This window comes from Roseovarius sp., from assembly GCF_965228755.1.
GTDB lineage: Bacteria > Pseudomonadota > Alphaproteobacteria > Rhodobacterales > Rhodobacteraceae > Roseovarius.
On record NZ_CBDDIG010000005.1, the window covers coordinates 683,738 to 706,327 of the forward strand.

Below are 22,590 nucleotides of genomic sequence, written 5' to 3' on the forward strand. Positions count from 1 at the left end.
ACATGAGCACATTCGACGAAGACCTCTTCCTGAAAGGCCTCGAACAGCGCAAGGCGACGCTGGGGGCCGAGTATGTCGAGAAGAACCTCGAAGCGGCCGACGATTTCACCCGGCCCTTCCAGGAGGCGATGACCGCCTGGTGCTGGGGCTTCGGCTGGGGCGACGACGTGATCGAACCCAAGACGCGCTCGATGATGAACCTCGCCATGATCGGCGCGCTGGGCAAGATGCACGAATGGGAAATCCACTGCCGCGGCGCCATCAACAACGGCGTCACCAAGGAGGAAATCCGCGCCATCATCCACGTGGTCGGCATCTATTGCGGCGTGCCGCAGTCGCTCGAATGCTTCCGCGTCGCCAGGAAGGTGCTCGAGGAGAAGGGCCTCTGACCGCGCTCCTCCCCGCTTGCGGGGCAGGGGGCTAGGCCGTAAACCTTCGAAAGACCGGAGGGGATATCAAAATGACCAACCCGTGCATCGTCTGCGTCGCCATCACCGGCTCGGTGCCGCAGAAATCCGACAACCCGGCGGTGCCGATCACCGTCGAGGAACAGGTCGAGTCGACCCACGAAGCCTTCGAGACGGGCGCCGCCATCGCCCATTGCCATGTCCGGATGGATGACGGCACGCCCACCTCCGACCCGGAGCGCTTTGCGCGGCTGAAGGAGGGGATCGAGAAGCACTGCCCCGGCATGATCGTCCAGCTTTCCACCGGCGGTCGCTCCGGCGCGGGGCAGGCGCGGGGTGGCATGCTGCCGCTGAAACCCGACATGGCCTCGCTCTCGGTCGGCTCCAACAACTTCCCCACCCGTGTCTACGAGAACCCGCCGGACCTCGTCGACTGGCTGGCCGGCGAAATGCGCACCTACGAGGTCGTGCCCGAAATCGAGGCCTTCGACCTCAGCCACATCCTCCAGGCGATCCGCCTGCACGAGGCGGGCAAGCTCTACGGGCCCCTCTACGTGCAATTCGTGATGGGCGTGAAGAACGCCATGCCCGCCGACAAGCAGGTGTTTGATTTCTATGTCAAAACCATGCGGGAGCGCGCCCCTGAGGCGCAATGGTGCGCCGCCGGGATCGGGCCGAACCAGATCGTCGTGAACGAATGGGCCATCGCCGCCGGGGGCCATACCCGCACCGGGCTCGAGGATAATGTCCGCCTCGACCGCGAAACGCTGGCACCCTCCAACGCCGCGCTGGTTCAGCGCGCGGTGGAACTCTGCGGCAAGTACGACCGCCCGGTCGCCACGCCCGCCGAGGCACGCGCCCTCCTCGGCCTGAGGTCCGCGTGACCGGGGCCGAACCCGGCGGCTGGCTCGAGGCGGTCGTGGGCGACGCCACGACCGCCGCCCGCCTTGCCGAGGTTCGCCGCCTGCAGGACATGCTGCGCGTCGAGGCCGCCTATTCCCGTGCCCTCGGTGCCGTGGGCCAGGTCATGCCGGAGATTGCCGAGGCCGCCGCCTCCGCCATCGAAACCGCGCAGATCGACACGGCCCGTCTCGCCCTCGAGGCGGCAGAAGACGGCATGCCCGTCCCCTCGCTTTCCCGCCAGTTGCGGAATGCCGTTCCCGAAAACCTGAGCGAGGCGGTCCACAAGGGTCTCACCTCGCAGGACGTGATGGATACCGCCCTCGTTCTCGCCCTGCACGACATCCTCGACGATTTCGAAACCCGGCTAGACCGGGTCGACGCAACGCTCGCGGATCTCGACGCACGTTTCGGCAATGCCCCCCTCATGGCCCGCACCCGGATGCAGGCAGCGCTTCCCGTTACCGTCGCCGACCGTATCGCCCTCTGGCGCCGGCCCCTGGCCGGTCACCGTGAACGCCTTGCTGAGCTCCGACCCCGCCTCCTGCGCCTGCAGCTGGGCGGCCCGGTGGGCACCCGCGGCACGTTTCACGGCCACGGCCCTGCCATCGCCCGCCACATGGCCAAGGCCCTGGAACTCGGCAATCCCGAAACCGCCTGGCACACTGATCGCACCCCGCTGGCCGAGCTCGGCGGCTGGCTCTCCATGGTCACCGGCAGCCTGGGCAAGATGGGCCACGACGTCGCCCTGATGGCCCAGCAGGGTGTCGATACCGCAAAGCTCCGGGGCGGCGGGTCATCCTCGGCGATGGCCCACAAGGTGAACCCGGTCAGTGCGGAATTGCTCGTCACGCTGGCCCGCTTCATCGCCGTCCAACTGCCCGGTCTGCACCTCGCGCTCGATCACGAGCAGGAACGCTCGGGCATCTCCTGGACGCTCGAATGGCTGATCCTGCCACCCATGCTGATCGCTACCGGCGCGGCGCTGTCCCGCGCGGCCGCGCTTCCCGCCGCCATCGAAAGGCTGGGGGAGGAGAGGGGCGAAAAGGGAACACCCGGCGCCTGACACCGATTCCAATCCGGCTCGACTCGGCCCTTAAATCGCCCCGATCGAACCCCGATTCCCCTCCCCGTGACCGCGCCCGGCGAGTCCTGCATACGGGGGGCGCGCGGGCCGGAAATGAGGATATTATAAGGAAAAAAGGACCTTTCCGTGCCGGGCCTGCCGGAAGTGTGTGATTATTACGTCACAACGCGGGCAACAACCGCACCGCCGGGGGGGCTCGCGTTGACACCCGAGGGGTAATTGGACCATTCCATCATCAAGCCGTTTCCAAGTACTGGTGCGGTGGAACATGAAACTTTCCTGCTTACTAGGAGGGACAACCTTGAAAAAGCAACTTCTCTGCACCAGCGCGATCGCTCTCGGCATCGCAGCTGCGCCGGCAGCAGCCCAGGAGTGGAACCTGGACTGGGGCGGCTACATGAACCAGCACGTTGCGTTCGGTGACATCTCGGACAACCTGGCTGTTATCGCGCCCGGCTTCGCCGGTCAGGACTGGGAAGGCGACGGCCTCTCCCTGCACCAGACCTCTGAGATCATCTTCACCCCGAACGTGACTCTCGACAACGGCATGACCTTCGGCATCAACATCCAGCTCGAAGGCGAAAACGTTGGCGCGCGGATCGACGAAACCTACATGTCGATCAGCAGCGACACCTTCGGCCGTCTCGACCTGGGTGCTGAAAACTCGGCTGGTTACAAATCGATGGTTGGCGCCCCGAGCGTGACCTCGATGTACATCAACTCGCCCTCGACCTCGGCGTTCATTCCGTTCACCGGTTATGATGCCGCGCTTACCGCTGCCGTAGCGACCCCGGTCAACATCGTGACCCTGCCGTTCCGTCAAGCGGGTATCTCGTCCTACACCGAAGTTGGTGGCAACAACGACGTTTCGCGTATCACCTACTACACGCCGGACTTCAACGGCCTGACCGTTGGTGTGTCGTACGCTGCTCAGGGCGCCGTCAACGCGGCTTCGAGCTACAGCATCAACAAGAACGCCGTCCTGTCGGACATCTTCGACATCGGTGTGAACTACTCGAACTCGTTCGGCTCGACCGACGTCACTCTGGCCGCTCGCTGGGGTACGGGTGAGACGCCGAGTGTTGCAGCAGGTGCTTCGGACTTCGAAACCTGGGGCGTTGGCTTCCAAGTCGGCTTCAACAACATCACCATCGGTGGTAGCTGGGCCGAGAACGACAACGACGAAACGCTCATCACGTCGGGTATTGGCCTCGGCGACTCCGAAGGCTGGAGCCTTGGTGTCACCTACGACGCCGCTGGTCCGTGGGCCTTTGAACTGCTGACCTACCAGTCGGAAACCGACCTCGTTGTCGGCGGCGCCTCGACCGGGTTCACGACCGATCGTGAAGCCTACAAGCTCGGCGCAAGCCGGACGCTTGGACCGGGCGTCGATTGGGACATCTACCTCGTTCACGAAACCCGTGAAGTGGATGTCATCCCCGGTACGGAAATCGAAGGCACCCTGCTGGGTACCGCGATCAACCTGAGCTTCTAAGAAGCTAAAAGGTTCGTCCTAGCGGGCGGGGGGATGAATAATCCCCCCGCCTTGCGTCGTTCTGCGACACCGAAGTTTCCCGAATAACAGATCATACAGGCGGGGAAGCATGAACAAGAGTATCGTTTGGCTCGCGTCTTACCCGAAATCGGGCAATACATGGACACGAATATTTCTCGCGAATTATTTTGCCAATGAAGACAAGGCGCTGTCCATCAACCATGCCGACAGGTTTGGCTTCGGCGACAGTGCCGAGCCAATGTATCGAAAGATCGCCGGCAAGGCCATTGATCCGCACGACAAGCGCCAGATACTCGCGTTGCGCCCGCGACTTCTGTCAGCCATTTCCACGAACGGCGCCTCGCACAATTTCGTCAAGACGCATAACGCCAACGCTGCAGCATTTGGTTTCGAACTGATACCGCCGCAGGTCACCCGCGCGGCAATCTATATTCTGCGGAATCCGCTCGATGTGGCCGTTTCCTTTTCTCGACATTTCGGCGTCGACCACGCGGAAGCGGTGGAACGCATGGGTCGCAGTGATTATGTGACGAAATCGAATGAGAAGTTTGTGACCGAATTCCTTGGCTCTTGGTCTGACCACATAATGAGTTGGTCAATGACGCGCGCCTTTCCGACGCTGGTGGTGCGTTACGAGGACATGCTCGCCTCACCGGAGGAGGCGTTCGAAAAGATGCTGCGTCATGCTGGTCTGCCGGTAGACGAGCCCCGCTTGGAGAAAGCCGTGCGCTTTTCCAGCTTCGAGGAAGTCTCGAAACAGGAGGAGGAGGGCGGCTTCAAGGAAACCTCGAAGGTATCCGACCGCTTCTTCATCTCCGGCACCAGCGGCCAATGGCAGACCGAGCTTGCACCCGCACTGGCCAAGAAGATACGTAAGCAGCACCGCAAGATGATGAAGAAATACGGATATCTCGAATGAGTGCGCCCAAGAGCATCATATGGCTGGCTTCCTATCCGAAATCCGGGAACACCTGGACCCGGATCTTCCTGGCCAACTACCTGATGAATGCCGACAAGCCCGTACCGATCAACCAGGTGCACCGCTTCGGCATGGGCGATTCCATCCCGCGGATGTACCACATGGTCGCCGGCCGCCAGATCGACATCAGCGATTACGAGCTGACCCTGAAACTGCGCGACAAGGTGCTTGGCGGCATCGTCGCCAACAAGGCCGACGTGAATTTCGTCAAGACCCACAACATCCGCACAGAGGCATTCGGCGTGCCCCTGATCCCTGAGAAATTCACCCGCTCTGCGATCTACATCATTCGCAACCCCTTGGATATGCTGGTTTCTTTCGCCCGCCACTATGGGCTCAGCCACGCCGATACGGCGGATGCAATCTCGCGGCCGGATCATTCCAACTCGGCCGATGGCTCGACCGTGACCCAGTTTCTCGGAAGCTGGTCGGAACATGTGGAAAGCTGGACCGGGGCTTTGCCCTATCCCGTCTGCGTCCTGCGCTACGAGGACATGCTCGCCGATCCGGAAACCAGCTTTGCCAAGGTGCTCGACCTCGTCGGCATCCCGAACGACCCCGAGCGACTGAAGAAGGCCATCCGCTTTTCCAGCTTCGACGAGCTCTCGAAGCAGGAGAAGGAAGGCGGCTTCGTCGAAAGTTCACCCAAGAACGAACGGTTCTTCTCCAAGGGCCAAAGCGGTCAGTGGCAGACAGAGCTCGCGCCCGAGATCGTCGAGCGGGTGAAGAACGATCATCGCAAGGTCATGAAAAAATACGGATATCTCGATGAGTAACCTGCGGCGTATCATCTGGCTGGCTTCCTACCCGAAATCCGGCAACACCTGGATGCGCAGCCTTCTGGCGCATTACTTCATGCCGCCGGGGCAGGCGCCCGACATCAACAACCTGCGCCGCTTCACCACGGCCGACATCCGGCAGGATTTCTTCGACGCCGCCAATGGCGCTCCGTTCTCGACCGACAGCGTCAGCGAATGGCTGCGCGTCCGCGACAAGGCCCTGCGCCTCATCGCCGGCTCCAAACCCGGCACCCATTTCGTCAAGACCCACTGCCAGGCGGTGCAATACATGGGCCACCACCTGATCCCGCCCGACGTCACCGCCGGTGCGGTCTACATCATGCGCAACCCGTTCGACCTCGCCCCCTCCTTCGCCCGCCACCAGAGCGCCGACATTGACACCGCCATCGACCGGATAATGAACCCCGAAACCATGATGGGCACGGAAACCGGCATCCGCGACGCGATGGGCCGCTGGGACACCCATATCGAAACCTGGACAGGCGCCCCCGGCCTCCCGCGCCACGTGGTGCGTTACGAGGACATGCTCGACAAGCCTGCCAAGGTCATGCGCGGCCTGCTCGATTTCCTCAGCGTCAAGCCCGACAGCGCCAAGCTCGCCAAGGCGATCAAGGCCACCACCTTCGAGGCGATGAAGAAACAGGAAGAGGCGCACGGCTTCTTCGAACGCCCCGCGGGCATGCAGGCCTTCTTTGCAAAAGGGCAGGCGGGCGTCTGGCGTGAAGATCTCACCCCGGCCCAGGTCGGCCGCATCCGCGAGGCGTTCCTGCCGACGCTGGAAAAGTGGTATCCCGAGCTCCTGCAGGAAACCGCCGAGGTGGCCGCCGCGGGCTGAACCGCGATTCAACCCGCGTGACCGATCCCGTTATTCCGCGGCCGTCGCCACCGGCTGTCCGTCATGCCCCTTCACGGCCAGCGTGCGATAGGTGCTCCACGCCGCCCCGCGATCGGTATAGCATCCGCGCAGGTGCCGCGCGCCGCTCTCGGCCGAGAATCCCTCCCGGCCATGCACGACCCGGTGATTGTCGAACACGATGCAGTCCCCGGCATTCAACCGGAACCGGCAGACGAACCGCGGGTCCTGCATCATCCGGATAAACTTGCAGAAGGCAGGGTAATAGGCATCCAGAACCTCCTGCGGCAGGTCCATATCCTCTTGAAGATGCTGCGAAATCGTCACGCCCGACACGTTCCCCCGCGCATCCAGCTCGATCACCTTCTGCCACGCCCGGTAATCCCAACCATCGTGCCGGTAGAAGAACGGGATCTTGTGCGTCGACAGTAGCTCGAACGCCTCCGGGTCTTCCTCCCGCAGCGCGCTGGCCACGGCGGCCCCGTCAAGGAACAGGCTGTAGCCGCCCTCCACCGTGTTCACGCGGCAATGCAGGAACTGCACGCCCGGCGCCATCTCCTCGCCCGGCAGATCGGTGTGCATTTCCAGCGGCCCGGCGGTAAAGGCAAGGTTCGTCGGCGCAATCTCCAATCGGACCTCGAAGTAATGCCCTTCGCCCGTGGGCGTCACGGGCCCGAGGCAATTGACCAGCCGCGTCAGGCTGTGGTCGCTGTCCTCCATGTCCGTGACCAGCGCCACGCCTTCCTCGATCAACGCCCGCGCCAGCCGCGCGCGGCCCGCGTCGGTGCCCTCGACCTCGGCCTGCGAGATGCGCCGGAACTGCGCGTCGTGCCCGGCATACCAAAGCCGCCGGGGCAGGTCGGCCGGGTCGGGCTTGCGGCCATTGGCCACGAAGGCCTCCAGCCGGTCCAGCGGCAGGCGGGTCACGTGATCCTCATTCGCCCAGTCGATCTCGAGCGTGTCGTCGGCAATACACGCCCTCCGCGCGCTCGGAGCGGCCTCCAGAGAGGTCACGTCGAACACCCGCTCCCGCGTCTGCGGGTCGATCGTCGTCGGATCGGCATCGCGCAGCCAGTGATAGTTGAAATAGGTCTCACCGCCGCTGAGCGGTGCATAAAGTCCGTTGTCCGTGAGCTGGACCTCGGCTTGCGTCATGGTGGTCTCCCGTCTGGTTCAAGGGTGGTTTTTAGATGGGTAAGTGGCTCAGAGGGCCTGATCTGCCGCGTCGGACATGGCCGGCTTTTCGGCCCGGCTTTCATGGGGCATTGGCATATCCGGCGTCCTGACCTCTGATTCCCCATCTATTGCAGGCCCGCCCCCGGCATTCAAACAATCGGCTCGGTGTGGTCACGTCAGGCGAATGCATATCGGGCGTTCATGTTCCGGTGTGCGGCGGGTCGCATTGCAGAGGGAACGGCCATCCCGCGCGGATGTTCCGTGTTGCGGACGAACAGGAACAAATGCTCGCGCTGTTCTGTTCAGTGAGTCCCACCACTCAACAAAGGAGCCGACAATGGCACTGTTTTCCAAAGACATCGAAACCTTCGAGCAGCTCTACCTGCACATGCTGCAGGACATCTACTATGCCGAAAAGCAGATCGAAAAGTCTCTGCCCAAGATGATCAAGAAGGCGGGCAACCCCGACCTGAAAAGCGGCTTCGAAGGGCATCTGGAAGAGACCCACGGCCATGTGGAGCGGCTCGAGAAGGTATTCGGCCTTATCGGCGAAGATCCGAAGGGCACGACCTGCCCGGCGATCGACGGCATCATCAAGGAGGCCGATGAGGTGGCCGGAGAGATCTCCGATCAGGACGTGCTCGACGCCGCGCTGGCGGCCGCCGCCCAGGCCGTGGAGCATTACGAGATGACCCGCTATGGCACTCTGATCTCCTGGTCCGACGAACTGGGCCGTTCGGACTGCGCCCAGATCCTCAAAAAAACGCTCGAAGAGGAAAAGGCCGCGGACGAGAAGCTCAACAAGGTCGCCAAATCGCGGCTGAACCGGGCTGCCTGAAGCAATTTCCTCGGCGGCCGGACCCCAAGGTTCGGCCCGGCCGCCGGACTGGACAGTTTCAGATTAACCGCGCCCTGATGCTGCCGCGGCCAATCATTTTTTCTAGCCCTCCGAAAAGCTGTAGCCTGACGAGAAACCGCGAAGGTGGGATTCAAGCCCTGGTTCGGACGTGACGTCCTCCGCCGTTCTTGCTACTCGGGAGCAAGCCGTCTTGGACAACCCGGAGACATGGAAGAAAACCTGCCGAAATTCACCGGAAACCCGGCCGGCGAACGCAAGCCCGAGTGTAACTTTAATTAATGAAATCAAACGCGAAACACGCTTCTCGCCTCTCCGTCGCCCCGATGATGGATTGGACCGACCGGCACTGCCGCTACCTGCACCGGCTGCTCTCGGCGCGCGCGCTGCTCTATACAGAGATGGTGACGGCCCCCGCGCTTGTGCGTGGCGGGGCGGTCCACCTGCTCGAATTTTCGCCCGAAGAACACCCCGTCGCCCTGCAACTCGGCGGCTCCGACCCGGATGAACTGGCCGAGGCGGCACGCATGGGGGCAGAGGCCGGCTATGACGAGATCAACCTCAATGTGGGCTGCCCTTCGGATCGGGTGCAATCCGGCACCTTCGGCGCGGTGCTGATGAAGGAGCCGGCGCTTGTCGCCGATTGCTGCGCTGCCATGATCGCGGCCACCGATGTCGAGGTCACCGTCAAATGCCGCATCGGTGTCGACGATCAGGACCCCGAACAGGTGCTCCCCGAATTCCTGTCCCGCGTCGCCGCCTCTGGCGTGTCCCGCTTCACCATCCATGCCCGCAAGGCCTGGCTTCAGGGCCTTTCGCCCAAGGAAAACCGCGACATCCCCCCGCTCGACTACGACCTCGTCCAGCGGATGAAGGGCCTTTTCCCGGCGCTGCACCTCTCCGTCAACGGCGGCATCTCCACGCTGGCCGAAGCGAAGGCCTTCCTGGATGCAGGGATGGATGGCGTCATGCTTGGCCGCGCCGCCTATCACAACCCGGCCGATATCCTCGGCCCGGCCGACCGGCTGATTTTCGGCGAGGAGACCCCGGATCGCACGCCCGAAGACGCGGTCCTCGCCATGCAGCCCTATATCGACCGCCACCTCGCCCAAGGCGGCAAGCTCCACCAGATCACCCGCCACATGCTGGGGCTCTTCACCGGCCGCCCCGGCGCCCGCGCGTGGCGCCGGGTTCTGTCGGAAGGCGCCACGCGGCCCGGGGCCGACTACGCCCTCGTCGAGGAGGCACTGGCCCAGGTCACCGGGGTACCGGTGGCGGGGTAGGGCGCCCTTACGCGTACTGCTCCCGCGGCAGCATCAGCACCGTCAACACCGTCGCGATCACCCCGCACAGCGCAATCGCCGCCAGCATCGGCAGCGCAGTTCCGTCAAAGAACGGCCCCGCCGCCACGATCATCAGCCCGCCGGCCAGCATCTGCAGCGTGCCGCCCAGCGACGAGGCCAACCCCGCGATATCGCCGTGATCATCCAGCGCCAGAACCATCGACGTGGGGATCACCACGCCAAGACAGGCATTGGCACAGAACAGCCCCGCCACGACCAGCGGCAGCGTCGCCCCCACCGTCATCGTCACGGCCACCAGCGCCAGCGTGAACAGGGTGAACCCCGTCACGCCCCGCCGGATCAGCCGCCGCATCCCCATCTTGGCGCCCAGCCACGAGGCCAGCTGCGACGCGGTGAAAAACCCGATGGCGTTCAGGGCAAAGGCCACCGAGAACCCGGTCGGCGACAGCCCGAACTGCTCGACATAGACGAACGGCGCCGAGGCCAGGAAGACGAAGAAGCTCGCCATCCCGAACCCGCCGATCAGCGTCACGCCCATGAACCCCGGATCGAACAGCAGCACCCGGGATCCCCGCATCATCGAACGCACCGAGATCTTCACCCGCTGCGCTTTCGGCAGCGTCTCGGGCTGCGCCAGCAGCGTCAGCACCGCCGACAACACACCGAGCCCCGCCAGCACGAAGAACACCGCCCGCCAGCCGGAAACGGCCATGATCCCGCTGCCCGCCAGCGGCGCAAGCATCGGCGAGATCGCGATCACCAGCATGATCATCGCCATCAGCTTCGTCGCCTCGACCCCGGTATACTGGTCGCGAATGATCGCCCGCGGCACCACCATCAGCGCGGCACCGCCCAGCCCCTGCAGGGCGCGCCAGGCTACCAGAGCCTCTGCCGTCCCGGCCAGCGCAGAGCCAAGCGCACCGATAATGAAAATCCCCAGCCCGAGGAAGATCGGCAACCGGCGCCCGGCCTGATCGGCCAGCGGGCCATAGACAAGCTGCGCCACGCCGAAGGCGATGAAATACCCCGTCAGCGTCATCTGCACACGCGTCTCGGACGTACCGAAATCCTCGGCAATCCGCGGCATTGCCGGCAGATACATATCGATCGCCGCAGGCCCGACCAGCGCCAGCAGGCCGAGCACCAACCCGGTTCTTAACATGGGATGTCCTTTCAGAAACGCGGCCTGTCTCCCGGCCGCCCGTCGCGCGCCGGAAACCTAGAAGCAGGTTATGGAAAAGGCAATGCCGGGATTCCCGCTTGCCGCCGGCGCGGAATTCCGCTCAACATGGCGCCCGCGATCCGGCGCCATATCAAGGATTTTCCTCATGCCCGACACCATGCTCCTTCTCCAGATGCTGGCGCTTCTGCTGGTGATCGGCGGCCTCGCGGGCGTGCTCGCCGGGCTTCTGGGCGTGGGCGGCGGGATCGTGCTGGTGCCGGCGTTTTTCTACGCGTTCCAGACACTTGGCTATGACGGCCCGCAACTCATGCAGATCTGTCTCGCCACCTCGCTGGCGACGATCATCGTCACCTCCATCCGCTCGGTCCTCAGTCACAACAAGAAGGGCGCGGTCGACTGGCATATCCTCAAGACATGGATGCCCGGCATCGTCATCGGTGCCATCGCCGGGGTCATGGTGGCCGCCTCCCTGCGCTCGACCGTGCTGCAAGGCGTCTTCGGTGTGCTCGGTATCGTCATCGGCCTCTACCTCGGCCTCGGCCGGTCGGACTGGCGGCTGGGCCCGGCCATGCCCCGCGGCGTCACCCGCGGGTTGCTTTCGCCGATCCTGGGGTTCCTGTCGGTGCTGATGGGCATCGGCGGCGGCAGCTTCGGCGTACCGCTGATGAGCCTCTACGGCGTGCCCATCCACCGCGCCGTGGCCACCGCAGCAGGCTTCGGCGTGACCATCGCGGTGCCCTCCGTCATCGGCTTCCTGTTCCTCACCATCGCGCCCGAGAACCGCCCGCCGCTCACCTTCGGCGCGGTCAACCTCGTAGCCTTCGTCGTGGTCATCGCCATGACGCTGATCACCGCGCCCTGGGGCGTGAAACTGGCCCACGCGATGGATCCCAAGCCCCTCAAGCGCGTCTTCGCGGTGTTCCTGACGCTGGTTGCGCTCAACATGCTGCGCAAGGCGCTCGGATGGTAGACCAGCTGCTCGACAGGGGCTGGATCAAAGTTCCGGCCGAACCGGCGGTCCGCGATTGGGTCGCAACGGCCCTCCAGGTGGCGCGTGAACGGGTGAACGACCCCGAGGAACAGGCGAAATGGCTCACCTGCGAGGGCACGTGGTTCGTCGGCGTCGATACCTTGCCCAACGACGCCTCGGGCGATGCGGGAGGGGGGCCGCTGACCGGCACGGCTTACGAGACGGCCAGAAGGCTTTACGGCACGCTGCCCCTCCACCGCGCGCAGGTTTCGGTGGTCTATCCGGGCTACCCCCGCCCGCGCGAAGGCGAAAGCGAGGCGGCCTTCCGCTACCGCCTCGACCGCGATTCCGCCCATGTCGACGGGCTGCTCGCCATCGGCCCCGCCCGCCGGCGCATGCTCAGGGAACGCCACGCCTATATCCTCGGCCTCCCGCTGACTGAATGCAGCGCCGGCGCGGCGCCGCTGACTGTCTGGGAAGGCAGCCACCACGTCATGCGCGCGGCCTTCGCCGAGGCGCTGAAGGACATCCCCGAAACGGACTGGGCCGAAACCGACCTTACGGATATCTACAAGACCACCCGCCGCGTGGTCTTCGCCACCTGCCGCCGCATCACCCTTCCGGCGAAACCGGGCGAGGCCTATCTCGTCCACCGCCTCGCCCTGCACGGCGTCGCGCCGTGGCAGGAGGGCGCCACCGCCCCGCCCGACGGCCGGATGATCGCCTATTTCCGCCCCGAGCTTCCCGCCGGCACCCGCGACTGGCTCGATCTGCCCTGAGCGAAGAATGGGGGCGCTGCCCCCGTCGCCGCAAGCGGCGACTCCCCCGGGATATTTCCGGCCAGAAGAAGCAGCGACCCAACCTTTCACCGTTCCGGAAATACTCCGGGGGAGGCGTTGAAAGCCGCAAGGATTTCAACGTCGGGGGCAGCGCCCCCAGCCACGCTTCGGGAAGAACTCAGCCCCGCGACAGCCGCGCTGCGCGCCCGCCACGCCGCTTGCGCAGCATCGGCGCGCGGTCGGCCAGGGCGGCCATGATCTCGCGCCGCTCTTCGGCGGACATCTTCGACCAGCGTGCGATTTCGTCGACCGTGCGGAAACAGCCGGTGCAGATGCGTGCATCCGGATGCACCACGCAAACCCGCACGCAGGGACTCTCGATCTCGTTACGCGTCCAGACTGGAGCGTTATCGTTCAATTGCCTGCCCTCACATGCCTCAGTCGGTCCAGTGCTCCCTGCAGGATATATGAGGCGGCGACCGCGTCGATAACCTCTTTCCGACGCTTTCGTGTCAAATCGGCCTCGATCAGTGCCCTTTCTGCCGCAACCGTCGACAGGCGCTCGTCCCAGAAGCCGATCGGCAGGTCGGTGAGTCGCTCGAGGTTGCGGGCAAAGGCCCGGGTCGACTGGCAACGCGGCCCTTCCGAACCGTCCATGTTGCGCGGCAGGCCAAGGATAATCCCGCCGGCCTCGCGGCCCCCGGCAATCTCCAAGAGCCGCGCGGCATCCAGCCCGAACTTCTTCCGCTTGATCGTCTCGACGGCGTTGGCCGAGGACAGAATGCCGTCCGACGCCGCCACCCCGATGGTCTTTTCGCCAAGGTCCAGCCCCAGGATCGGCCGCATCGGCGGCAGGGCGGCGGCGAAGTCCTCGATCGCTTCCAGTATCACTCCAGAACCCCCGCGTCCCGTGCCGCCGTGCGCAGGATCTCCATCTCCGCCTCGCGCCCCTCGAACACCTGCTGCGCCTCCTGCCAGATGGCGCGCGCCTGCTCCGTCTCGCCCAGGACGCCATACGCACCGATCAGCCGCGCCCACTCCTCCGCCGTGCCGCCCTCGCTGGCCAGCCGCTCCGACAGGCGCGTGACCATACCCCGGATCATCTCGCCGCGATCGGCATCGCTCATCTCGTCCGCGGCCTCGATATCCTCGGCGCTGGGGCCGGGGGTGTCTTCCATGTCCGGCAGCCGATATTCAACGCCCGCACGCCATGCCACTTCCTCGATCCGGCTGCGGATCAGCGGCACCCAGGGCGCGCCGGGGCGGCTCTCCTCCAGCAGCGCCCGCCACGTTCGAAAGGCCGCGTCGGGACGGTCCACCTGCATGTAGTAAAGCCCCAGGTAATACCGCGCCCGTGGCTCCCGCGGCTCGAGCTCCAGCGCGGCGCGGATCGCCTCCTCCGCCTCCCGAGAGATATAGCCGCCCGCGGCCGACACCATCAGGTCGGTCAGCAGCGCGTAATCCGCCGCCGTCGCCGCATCGCCCTTCACCTCAATCAGCTGCCGCTGCGCCGCATGGGCCGCGCGCAAATTGCCGAGCGCCGCCTCGTTGCGCACCAGAAGCTGCAGCCCGCGCTGATCGTCGGGCCGCTGTTCGACCGTCTCCCGCAGCTTGTCCATCAAAGCGAGGAATTCCTCGGACACGTCCGAGGGCACCTCCGCCTCGGGCACCTGCGCTTCCGCCTCGGCCTGCGTCTGCCGGTTGGCCCGCGCTGCGTCCGACGCGGCGATCCGGCCCTTCAGCGGCACATCCGTATAGCCCGGCGCCCCCAGTTCCGAATAGAGCAGCATCGCCCCACCGCCCAGTCCGATCACCGCCAGCCCGGTCACCGCCCAGCCCGCCAGCCTGGGCTGCCCGCCGCTCTCGCCCCCTTCGCGCAGCTTGGCATCGGCCGCAAGGATCCGGCGCGACACCTCGGCCCGCAGCCGCTCGGCATCCTCCTCGCCGATCACCCCGCGTGCGAGGTCGCGGTCCACCTCCTTGAGCTGGTCGCGATAGACCCGCAGGTCGTAGGCTGCAGGCGGCTCCTCCCCGGCACGGCCCCGCAACACCGCGACCCCGAGGACCGCGCCGCAGAACAGGGCAAGGGCAATGACGATGATCCAGAAGAGCATGAGGCCTCCGTAGCTTGCCCCCATGTAGCCGGGCCGGCGCCCGAGCAAAAGAGGCAAGCGGGTGCAGATGGTCGCAGGTCAGCGACCGCGCTCCCGCACCATCCGCGCCCATTCCCGACCGGCATAGCCGATCGCGACGAGGCGGACCTCCTGCCTGTCATCATCAACGGCGAAACAGATCACACCCTTGCGCGCTACGGGAATGGCCCTGAGACCGTGGTAAACATCGTCCCGCACCGTGCCCACATGCGGCAGGTCGGCCAACTCACGCACGGCCGTTTCGATCTCGCCAAGAATGCGCATGGCTGTGTCCTTGCCGGAATAGTTGGCCAGAAGCGCCAGGATGTCATCCAGATCGGACGCAACTTGCGGATGCCGAAGCAGCCTGTAACGGCCCACGCCCCCTTACCGCCCGGCCAGCTTGGCCCGCGCGCCCTCGAACAGGTCGTCCACCCCTTCGTGCCAGTCATCGTCCGGCGCGGTCATCCGGTCACGGATCGCCTGTTCCATCGCCGATAGCGCCGCATCGCGTTCGGCTTCATCCCGGATCATCTGTTCCAACCCGGCCGCCACCACGCTGCTGAGCGATCCGTGCCGGCCTTCCTCGGCCAACCGCCTGGCATAGGCGTGATGGCGGTCGGTCAGGCTGATGGTGGTCTTCACGGTCATTGGCGGTTCCCGATCTTGAGAGTATGACCAAGTATGACCATGGCGGATCGGTCTGTCAATCCACGCGACCCGCCCGCGCATCCCGACCCATGTCGCGAATCGCATATCTTATGCCGCGCCGGATATCCTGCCGTGGCGCGGGATATCGCATTACCACCTCCATGCAGACCGGCTGCGAATCCATCTGACCTGAGAGCGCGCATGAAACGTTATTCCGCCTTCGCCATCGCCAGGGAAGCCCTGAGCTACCACATGGGATGGGAGCGGGCCTGGCATTCCCCCGAGCCGCGCAAGCGGTACGACGCCATCATCATCGGCGCCGGCGGGCACGGCCTTGCCACGGCCTATTACCTCGGCAAGAACCACGGCATCACCAATGTCGCCATCCTCGAAAGGGGCTGGCTCGGTGGCGGCAATACCGGCCGGAACACCACCATCATCCGCTCCAACTACCTGCAGGATTCCTCGGCTGCCATGTACGAGAAATCCCGCAGCCTCTACGAAACCCTCAGCCAGGACCTGAACTACAACGTCATGTTCAGCCCCCGCGGCGTGATCATGCTCGCCCAGACCGAACACGAGGTCCGCGGCTACAAGCGCACCGCCCAGGCCAACGCCCTGCAGGGCGTCCAGACCGAGTTCATCACGCCCCAGCGTGTCCGGGAAATCGTGCCGATCATCAACCTCGAGGGGCCGCGTTACCCGGTGCTCGGCGGCCTCTGGCAGGCGCGCGGCGGCACCGCCCGGCACGACGCCGTGGCCTGGGGCTTTGCCCGGGCCTGCTCGGCCATGGGCATGGATGTGATCCAGAAATGCGAAGTCACCGGCATCCGCTCGGAAAACGGCAAGGTCAAGGGCGTCAGCACCAACCGCGGCGATATCGAATGCGACAAGCTGGGCATCGTCGTGGCCGGCCATTCGGGCCACCTCGCCGACATGGCGGGTTTCCGTCTGCCGATCGAGTCGGTGGCGCTTCAGGCGCTCGTCTCGGAACCCATCAAGCCCTGCATGGACGTGGTTGTCATGGCCAACACCGTGCACGGCTACATGAGCCAGTCCGACAAGGGTGAGATGGTGATCGGCGGTGGCGCCGACGGCTACAACAACTACACCCAGCGCGGCAGCTTCCACCATATCGAGGAAACCGTCCGCGCCCTCTGCGAAACCTTCCCGATGATCCAGCGGCTCAAGATGCTGCGGCAATGGGGCGGCATCGTCGATATGACCGGCGACCGTTCGCCCATCCTGTCGAAAACTCCGCTGGAAAACTGCTTCATCAACTGTGGCTGGGGCACCGGCGGGTTCAAGGCCACCCCGGGCTCCGGCTGGGGCTTCGCCGAGCTGATGGCGACGGGCTACTCGCCGCTGACCGACGAGTTCTCGCTCGACCGTTTCAAGGAAGGCCGTTTCATCGATGAATCCGTCGCGGCGGGGGTCGCGCACTGATGCAAGCACGGGCCCAACGCCCCCATCCGACGCTCTCGTCGGTGTTCGGCGCACAAGATGCGCCGACTATCGCGTGGTCTGTGCAAATTTGCGGCCACACCTCTGACGAGCCATCGGTTTTGGCGGGAACCGGCCCATCCCGGCCCCCCGAAATGGCGCCAATTGGCCCGTCTTTCGGCCGGCGCCCCGCTCTCACTCCCCCTGCAGGCACGACGCGCCTATCTCTATCTTACCATGGAGAGGAGATCGTCTCATGCCTAGTGAACTCGACTACGACCCGAACATCCAGCGCTACCAGCGCATGCCGCAATACCAACTCGAAGAAGACCGTGGCAGCGGGTGGCAAATCTGGGCACTCGTCGTTCTTATCGCCGGTGGTGCCCTGTTCCTCACCGTTCTCACCGGTTTCGGCCCGGACGAACAGACCGGCACCGGCACCGAGCCTGCCGTCAGTGCCCCGGCCGATGGCGAAGAGGGCGGAGCCGTTCCGCAATCCGTCATGGAAGCCGACGGCCAGTAACGCACGCGACCTTACCGACCACGCAGGCGGGCGCCCGGCGGTGCCCGCCTTTGCCATGGCCTGGCGCCACCGGGCGGAAAATGGCGCATATGCAGCACTTGCGCCGACACAGGGGAACCGCGCCCCGTTCGATCTCGTTGATGTGGAAGAAACATGTCCGAAAGGAACCGACCCATGTCAAACCAGACCGATCATACGCATAATACAGAACACGATCGCGACCACACCTATATCGAACGCACCGAAGAGCGGCGCGGCGGCGGAACAGGCATTGCCCTGTTGGTCGGCGGCCTCATCGTTGCGGTGGGTGTGCTGTTCTGGGCCATCTATGGCGGCTTCGAAACCAGCACGACGGGCGGCGATGTCGACGTCAACGTCGAAAGCAGTGAAGGCTCGGTCGATAACGCCGCCGGCGCGGTCGAAGATGCGGCCGGAGCCGTCGAAGACGCAGCCGACACCACGGCTGGCGCAGCCGAGGAAACGGCAGACGATGCCGCCGGCGCAGCCGACGCCGCAGCGGACGACGCCGCCAACTAACGGGCTCCGCCCCCGCACGACATCCACGAAGCCGCGCCTTTTCGGGCGTGGCTTCGCCTTGGCCGCCGTTACCCGCATTACAGCGGAAACCGGCCTAGCGAATCCCTCCCGATACGCGGCCCTTCGCACGGATCGGGCGGGGATTTCCGCTCATTCTTCCGCCGCTCTGCATGACCGGTCATCCTCCCTGTCACTGATACAGGAGGAATCCAGATGTCCTATGAATGGCAAAGATCGAGCAACATGCCCGACTTCACCCGCAGCGGCAATGATGTCGGCTCGGGCGGCGGTCGGCTCACCGTGCTCGTCGTCGTGCTCGCCATACTGGGCGGGCTCGTGCTCTTCAGCGCGTTCAGCTATGCCCCGACGGGCACCGAGGGCGAGGCCAGCGCGCCTGCTGCCGCGGACGGCGCGACCGGCACCGGCACAACAGTCGACTGACTACCTGACGACCGATTTTCCGGGCGGGTGCCTTGCGGCGCCCGCCCTTTTCGTGCGCAACGCACGGCCCAACCCCCACAACACAACCTCAGAATGGTGGAGACGCGCATGCTGATCCTTGAATGCCCCTATTGCGGCGTCAAAGGCGAGGAGACCGAGTTCGCCGGCGGCGGCGAGGCGCACCTGAAGCGCTTCGGTCCGGGCTCGTCGGATGACGAGTTCCACGGCTATCTCTTCTCGAAGGTGAACCCCAAGGGGGTCCACTTCGAACGCTGGCGCCATTCCCACGGCTGCGGCAAGTGGTTCCACGCCGCCCGCGACACCGTCACGCTCGAGGTCTTCGGCACCTATCCCGCCCAGACCACCGAACCCCCGCAGGACATCAAGGACAGGATCTCGGCCAAGAAGCCGGGCTGGAGCTGGAGAGAATTCGCATGAGCACGCGCCTTGCCACCGGCGGGCGGCTTCTGGACAAGAGCCAAACGCTGAACTTCACCTTCAACGGCAAGCAGCTGCGCGGCGTCGCGGGCGACACGCTCGCCTCGGCGCTGCTGGCCAATGACCAGATGCTGGTCGGGCGGTCCTTCAAGTACCACCGGCCCCGCGGCATCGTCGCCTCCGGCGTGGAAGAGCCCAACGCGCTCTTCAACATGGGCAAGGGCGCCGATTTCGAACCCAACCAGCGCGCCACCACGACCGAGCTGTTCGACGGCCTCACCGTCGAAAGCCAGAACCACTGGCCCAGCCTCGAATTCGACGTGGGCGAGATCAATTCCAAGCTCTTCTCGCGCTTCCTGCCGGCGGGCTTCTACTACAAGATGTTCATGCATCCCCGCCCGCTCTGGAAACATGTCTACGAACCCTTCATCCGCCAGTCGGCGGGCCTGGGCCGCGCGCCCAAGGGCGGCGACAACGACACCTACGAGCATTTCTACGCCTTCGTCGACGTCGCCGTGATCGGCGGCGGCGTGGCGGGCCTTCAGGCGGCCAGGGCCGCGGCCGAGGCCGGCGCCCGCGTCCTCGTCATGGAACAGACCGCGCATTGGGGTGGCCGCTCGCCCGTCGATGGCGGCGAGGTCGATGGCCAGCCTGTGGATAAGTTCGTGGACGAAACCGTCGCGGCGCTTGAGGGTATGGAAAACGTGACCCTCCGCACCCGGATGATGGGGGCAGGGGTCTACGACCACGGATATCTGCTGGGCTACGAGCGCGTGACCGACCACACGCCCGGCACGCCGGGACCCCGCCACCGCCTCTGGCGCATCCGCGCGGGTCAGATAATCACCGCCACCGGCGCCATCGAACGCCCGCTCAGCTTCGCCGGCAACGACATTCCCGGCGTCATGCTGGCCTCGGCGGTGCGCGACTACGCGGTCGATTACGGCGTCTCCGTGGGCGACCGCACCGTCGTCGTCACCAACAACGACGATGCCTACCGCACCGCGATCACCCTTAAAAACCTCGGGCTCGACGTGCCCGTCATTCTCGACGCCCGCCCCGAGGGCGGCAGCGCGCTGGCCCAGAAGGCCCGCACCATGGGCATCCGGGTCGAGAACGGCAAGGCCATCGCCAAGGTCAAGGGCGGCAAGCGCGTCGAAGCCGTCGAGATCTGCGCGCAGGCCGGTGAAGGCGCCGTGCTGGAAGAGATCAAGTGCGATGCCGTTGCCATGTCCGGCGGCTGGTCGCCGGTCGTGCACCTGTGGTCCCATTGCGGCGGCAAGCTGCTCTGGGACGAGGCGCAGGCCTGCTTCCGCCCGGATGTGGATAAGGCCCCGACCGGTGACGCCGGGCAACCCTTCGTCATCGCCGCCGGCGCCGCCAATGGCGAACTGTCGCTGGCCGGTGTCCTCACCGATGCCGACGCCGCCGGCAAGGCCGCGGCAAAGGCTCTCGGCCATACACCGAAGCAGACCGACGCACCGAAAGCCGCCACCATCGGCGAGGCCCCGCTTCAGCCGGTCTGGCTCATGCCGCAGGGCGCCAAGATCCAGCTCCGCATGAAATCCTGGCTCGACTACCAGAACGACGTGAAGGTCTCCGACGTGCAGCTCGCCGCCCGCGAAGGCTTCGAATCCGTCGAACACGCCAAGCGCTACACCACGCTCGGCATGGCCACCGACCAGGGGAAACTGAGCAACATCAACGGCCTCGCGATCCTGTCCGACTCCCTCGGCCAGCCGATCCCGCAGACCGGCACCACCACCTTCCGCCCGCCCTACACGCCGATCTCCATGTCGGCCATCGCGGGCGAGGCGAAGGGCGCTCTCTTCCAGCCCCTGCGCAAGACGCCGATGTATGAGTGGCACGCCGAAAACCACGCCGATTTCGAACCCGTCGGCCAATGGCGCCGCGCCTACAGCTACCCCAAGCCGGGCGAAACCCGGCACGATGCCGTCAACCGAGAGATCAAACAGGTCCGCGACAGCCTCGGCCTGCTCGACGCCTCGACGCTCGGCAAGCTCATCGTCAAGGGGCCGGATGCGGGCAAGTTTCTCGACATGCTCTACACCAACATGATGAGCACGCTGAAACCGGGCCGTTGCCGCTATGGCCTGATGTGCAACGAGAACGGCTTCCTGATGGATGACGGTGTCGTCGCCCGGATCGACGAGGATACCTTCCTCTGCCACACCACCACCGGCGGGGCCGAGTCGATCCATGGCCACATGGAAGAATGGCTCCAGACGGAATGGTGGGACTGGAAGGTCTACGTCGCCAACGTGACCGAGCAATACGCCCAGATCGGTGTGGCCGGCCCGAACTCCCGCAAGGTGCTGGAAAAGCTCACCCAGGATGACGTCAGCGCCGAGGCCCTGACCTTCATGGGCTGGAAGGACATCACCGTCGCGGGCGTCCCGGTGCGCTGCTACCGTATCTCCTTCGCGGGCGAGCTGTCCTTCGAACTGGCCATCCCGGCCTCCCACGGCCGCGCCGTCTGGGACGCGCTGATGGAGGCAGGGGCCGAGTTCGGCGTCATGCCCTACGGCACCGAGGCAATGCACGTCATGCGCGCCGAGAAGGGCTTCATCATGATCGGCGACGAGACCGACGGCACCGTGATCCCGCAGGATCTGGGCCTCGACTGGGCGATCTCGAAGAAGAAAGAGGACTACCTCGGCAAGCGCGCGCAGGAACGCAAGCACATGGCCGACCCGAAGCGCTGGAAGCTCGTGGGGCTGGAAACCACCGATGGCGGCGTCCTGCCTGACGGGGCCTATGCGACGGCTGAGGGCACCAACGCCAACGGCCAGCGCAAGACGCAAGGCCGCGTCACCTCGACCTACCATTCGCCCACGCTGGGCCGCGGCATCGCCATGGGCCTCGTGCTCGACGGTCCCGACCGCATGGGCGAGGTGATCGAGTTCCCGAAACTCGACGGCACCGTCATGAAGGCGAAAATCGTCGATCCCATCTTCTACGACAAGGACGGGGAGAAGCAGAATGTCTGACGCAGTCAGCGCACTCAAGGGCGCATCCTTCGACGGCACGGTCACCGTCCGCGACGCAGGGCTTCAGGGCATGATCACCCTGCGCGGCGATCTCGGCTCGGCCAAGCTCAAGAAAGCGGTAAAGGACGCCACCGGCGCCGCCATGCCCGGCCAGCGCGAAATCACCGCCTCGGGCGACAGTGGAGCCGCCTGGATGTCGCCCGACGAGCTGCTTGTAATGGTCCCATATGCAGGGGCCACCGACGCGCTCTCGAAAATCGACACCGCGCTCAAGGGCGAGCACTATCTTGCCGTCAACGTCTCCGACGCCCGCGCCATGTTTGAGATCAGCGGGGCAGGGGTGCGCGAGGTGATCTCCAAGCTCTGCCCGGTCGACATGTCCCCCGGCGCCTTCGAACCGGGCGCGATCCGCCGCACCCGCATGGCGCAGGTCGCCGCCGCCATCTGGATGACCGACGCGCAAACCATCCGCATCGTCTGTTTTCGCTCGGTGGCCGAATACGTATACGGCCTGCTTTGCGACGCGGCCGAACCGGGCGGCGCGGTCGGTTACTTCGCCTGACCGGCCACGCGACGGGTCACACGGAACGAAAGAAGGGGGGCG

The 22,590-nt window shown here is 65.2% G+C and carries 25 protein-coding genes; 18 read left to right on the forward strand and 7 right to left on the reverse strand.

Annotated elements, in window-relative coordinates; genetic code table 11:
* The first annotated feature begins 2 nt into the window (after positions 1-2).
* From ACO07J_RS06705 to ACO07J_RS06735, 7 genes are all read left to right on the forward strand, one after another.
* A complete protein-coding gene (locus ACO07J_RS06705; RefSeq protein WP_422027493.1) occupies positions 3-389 on the forward strand; it encodes a carboxymuconolactone decarboxylase family protein in 387 nt (128 codons plus the stop codon).
* Positions 390-460: 71 nt separating this feature from the next.
* A complete protein-coding gene (locus tag ACO07J_RS06710) occupies positions 461-1,291 on the forward strand; it encodes a 3-keto-5-aminohexanoate cleavage protein (RefSeq protein WP_422027495.1) in 831 nt (276 codons plus the stop codon).
* Positions 1,288-2,373 carry a 3-carboxy-cis,cis-muconate cycloisomerase gene (locus ACO07J_RS06715; RefSeq protein ID WP_422027497.1) on the forward strand — a complete coding sequence of 362 codons (1,086 nt, stop codon included), beginning with the start codon at positions 1,288-1,290 and terminating at the stop codon, positions 2,371-2,373. Before ACO07J_RS06710 ends, ACO07J_RS06715 begins: the two co-directional genes overlap by 4 nt.
* A 322-nt stretch (positions 2,374-2,695) precedes the next feature.
* Entirely contained in the window at positions 2,696-3,889 is a 1,194-nt protein-coding gene (locus ACO07J_RS06720) for a porin (RefSeq protein ID WP_422027499.1), read from the forward strand.
* A gap of 109 nt (positions 3,890-3,998) precedes the next feature.
* Complete coding sequence (locus ACO07J_RS06725) at positions 3,999-4,829, forward strand: sulfotransferase domain-containing protein (RefSeq protein ID WP_422027501.1); 831 nt, start codon at positions 3,999-4,001, stop codon at positions 4,827-4,829.
* On the forward strand, positions 4,826-5,665 hold the full coding sequence (locus tag ACO07J_RS06730) for a sulfotransferase domain-containing protein (RefSeq protein WP_422027503.1): 840 nt from the start codon (positions 4,826-4,828) through the stop codon (positions 5,663-5,665). Before ACO07J_RS06725 ends, ACO07J_RS06730 begins: the two co-directional genes overlap by 4 nt.
* Positions 5,658-6,524, forward strand: a complete 867-nt coding sequence (locus ACO07J_RS06735) for a sulfotransferase domain-containing protein (protein ID WP_422027505.1) — start codon at positions 5,658-5,660, stop codon at positions 6,522-6,524. Before ACO07J_RS06730 ends, ACO07J_RS06735 begins: the two co-directional genes overlap by 8 nt.
* Before the next feature lie 30 nt (positions 6,525-6,554).
* On the opposite strand, the gene ACO07J_RS06740 is transcribed toward ACO07J_RS06735, so the two are convergent.
* Entirely contained in the window at positions 6,555-7,697 is a 1,143-nt protein-coding gene (locus ACO07J_RS06740; RefSeq protein ID WP_422027507.1) for a TauD/TfdA family dioxygenase, read from the reverse strand.
* A gap of 358 nt (positions 7,698-8,055) precedes the next feature.
* Here ACO07J_RS06740 and ACO07J_RS06745 point away from each other — a divergent pair, with 358 nt between their 5' ends.
* Positions 8,056-8,556, forward strand: a complete 501-nt coding sequence (locus ACO07J_RS06745; RefSeq protein ID WP_422027509.1) for a ferritin-like domain-containing protein — start codon at positions 8,056-8,058, stop codon at positions 8,554-8,556.
* A 299-nt stretch (positions 8,557-8,855) separates the two neighbouring features.
* Positions 8,856-9,857, forward strand: a complete 1,002-nt coding sequence (dusA, locus tag ACO07J_RS06750; protein WP_422027511.1) for a tRNA dihydrouridine(20/20a) synthase DusA — start codon at positions 8,856-8,858, stop codon at positions 9,855-9,857.
* A gap of 7 nt (positions 9,858-9,864) precedes the next feature.
* Here dusA and ACO07J_RS06755 read toward each other — a convergent pair whose 3' ends face one another.
* On the reverse strand, positions 9,865-11,040 hold the full coding sequence (locus tag ACO07J_RS06755; RefSeq protein WP_422027513.1) for a multidrug effflux MFS transporter: 1,176 nt from the start codon (positions 11,038-11,040) through the stop codon (positions 9,865-9,867).
* Between the two features lie 166 nt (positions 11,041-11,206).
* Between ACO07J_RS06755 and ACO07J_RS06760 the strand changes: the two genes are divergently transcribed.
* The gene (locus tag ACO07J_RS06760; protein ID WP_422027515.1) at positions 11,207-12,031 is read left to right on the forward strand and encodes a sulfite exporter TauE/SafE family protein; all 825 of its coding nucleotides are present in this window, start codon (positions 11,207-11,209) and stop codon (positions 12,029-12,031) included.
* Positions 12,025-12,810, forward strand: coding sequence for a hypothetical protein (locus ACO07J_RS06765; protein ID WP_422027517.1), 786 nt, complete (start codon positions 12,025-12,027; stop codon positions 12,808-12,810). The genes ACO07J_RS06760 and ACO07J_RS06765 overlap by 7 nt, the downstream gene beginning before the upstream one ends.
* A 178-nt stretch (positions 12,811-12,988) precedes the next feature.
* On the opposite strand, the gene ACO07J_RS06770 is transcribed toward ACO07J_RS06765, so the two are convergent.
* From ACO07J_RS06770 to ACO07J_RS06790, 5 genes are all read right to left on the reverse strand, one after another.
* On the reverse strand, positions 12,989-13,228 hold the full coding sequence (locus ACO07J_RS06770; protein ID WP_422027519.1) for a DUF1289 domain-containing protein: 240 nt from the start codon (positions 13,226-13,228) through the stop codon (positions 12,989-12,991).
* Entirely contained in the window at positions 13,225-13,701 is a 477-nt protein-coding gene (ruvX, locus tag ACO07J_RS06775) for a Holliday junction resolvase RuvX (protein ID WP_422027521.1), read from the reverse strand. The genes ACO07J_RS06770 and ruvX overlap by 4 nt, the downstream gene beginning before the upstream one ends.
* Positions 13,698-14,924, reverse strand: a complete 1,227-nt coding sequence (gene ccmI, locus ACO07J_RS06780; RefSeq protein ID WP_422027523.1) for a c-type cytochrome biogenesis protein CcmI — start codon at positions 14,922-14,924, stop codon at positions 13,698-13,700. The genes ruvX and ccmI overlap by 4 nt, the downstream gene beginning before the upstream one ends.
* A 78-nt stretch (positions 14,925-15,002) precedes the next feature.
* Entirely contained in the window at positions 15,003-15,323 is a 321-nt protein-coding gene (locus ACO07J_RS06785) for a type II toxin-antitoxin system RelE/ParE family toxin (protein WP_422027525.1), read from the reverse strand.
* Positions 15,324-15,329: 6 nt separating this feature from the next.
* Complete coding sequence (locus ACO07J_RS06790; protein ID WP_422027527.1) at positions 15,330-15,593, reverse strand: ribbon-helix-helix domain-containing protein; 264 nt, start codon at positions 15,591-15,593, stop codon at positions 15,330-15,332.
* A 201-nt stretch (positions 15,594-15,794) separates the two neighbouring features.
* Between ACO07J_RS06790 and ACO07J_RS06795 the strand changes: the two genes are divergently transcribed.
* The 7 genes from ACO07J_RS06795 (at position 15,795) to ACO07J_RS06825 (ending at position 22,548) form a co-directional block, all read left to right on the forward strand.
* Positions 15,795-17,039 (forward strand): sarcosine oxidase subunit beta family protein, encoded by a 1,245-nt coding sequence (locus ACO07J_RS06795; protein ID WP_422027529.1) that lies wholly within the window; start codon positions 15,795-15,797, stop codon positions 17,037-17,039.
* A gap of 253 nt (positions 17,040-17,292) precedes the next feature.
* Positions 17,293-17,559, forward strand: coding sequence for a hypothetical protein (locus ACO07J_RS06800; RefSeq protein ID WP_422027531.1), 267 nt, complete (start codon positions 17,293-17,295; stop codon positions 17,557-17,559).
* Between the two features lie 174 nt (positions 17,560-17,733).
* On the forward strand, positions 17,734-18,096 hold the full coding sequence (locus ACO07J_RS06805; protein ID WP_422027533.1) for a hypothetical protein: 363 nt from the start codon (positions 17,734-17,736) through the stop codon (positions 18,094-18,096).
* A 213-nt stretch (positions 18,097-18,309) separates the two neighbouring features.
* The gene (locus tag ACO07J_RS06810; protein WP_422027535.1) at positions 18,310-18,537 is read left to right on the forward strand and encodes a hypothetical protein; all 228 of its coding nucleotides are present in this window, start codon (positions 18,310-18,312) and stop codon (positions 18,535-18,537) included.
* Between the two features lie 108 nt (positions 18,538-18,645).
* Positions 18,646-18,975 carry a sarcosine oxidase subunit delta gene (locus ACO07J_RS06815; RefSeq protein WP_422027537.1) on the forward strand — a complete coding sequence of 110 codons (330 nt, stop codon included), beginning with the start codon at positions 18,646-18,648 and terminating at the stop codon, positions 18,973-18,975.
* On the forward strand, positions 18,972-21,986 hold the full coding sequence (locus ACO07J_RS06820) for a sarcosine oxidase subunit alpha family protein (protein ID WP_422027539.1): 3,015 nt from the start codon (positions 18,972-18,974) through the stop codon (positions 21,984-21,986). The genes ACO07J_RS06815 and ACO07J_RS06820 overlap by 4 nt, the downstream gene beginning before the upstream one ends.
* On the forward strand, positions 21,979-22,548 hold the full coding sequence (locus ACO07J_RS06825; protein WP_422027541.1) for a sarcosine oxidase subunit gamma: 570 nt from the start codon (positions 21,979-21,981) through the stop codon (positions 22,546-22,548). Before ACO07J_RS06820 ends, ACO07J_RS06825 begins: the two co-directional genes overlap by 8 nt.
* Positions 22,549-22,590 lie beyond the last annotated feature (42 nt).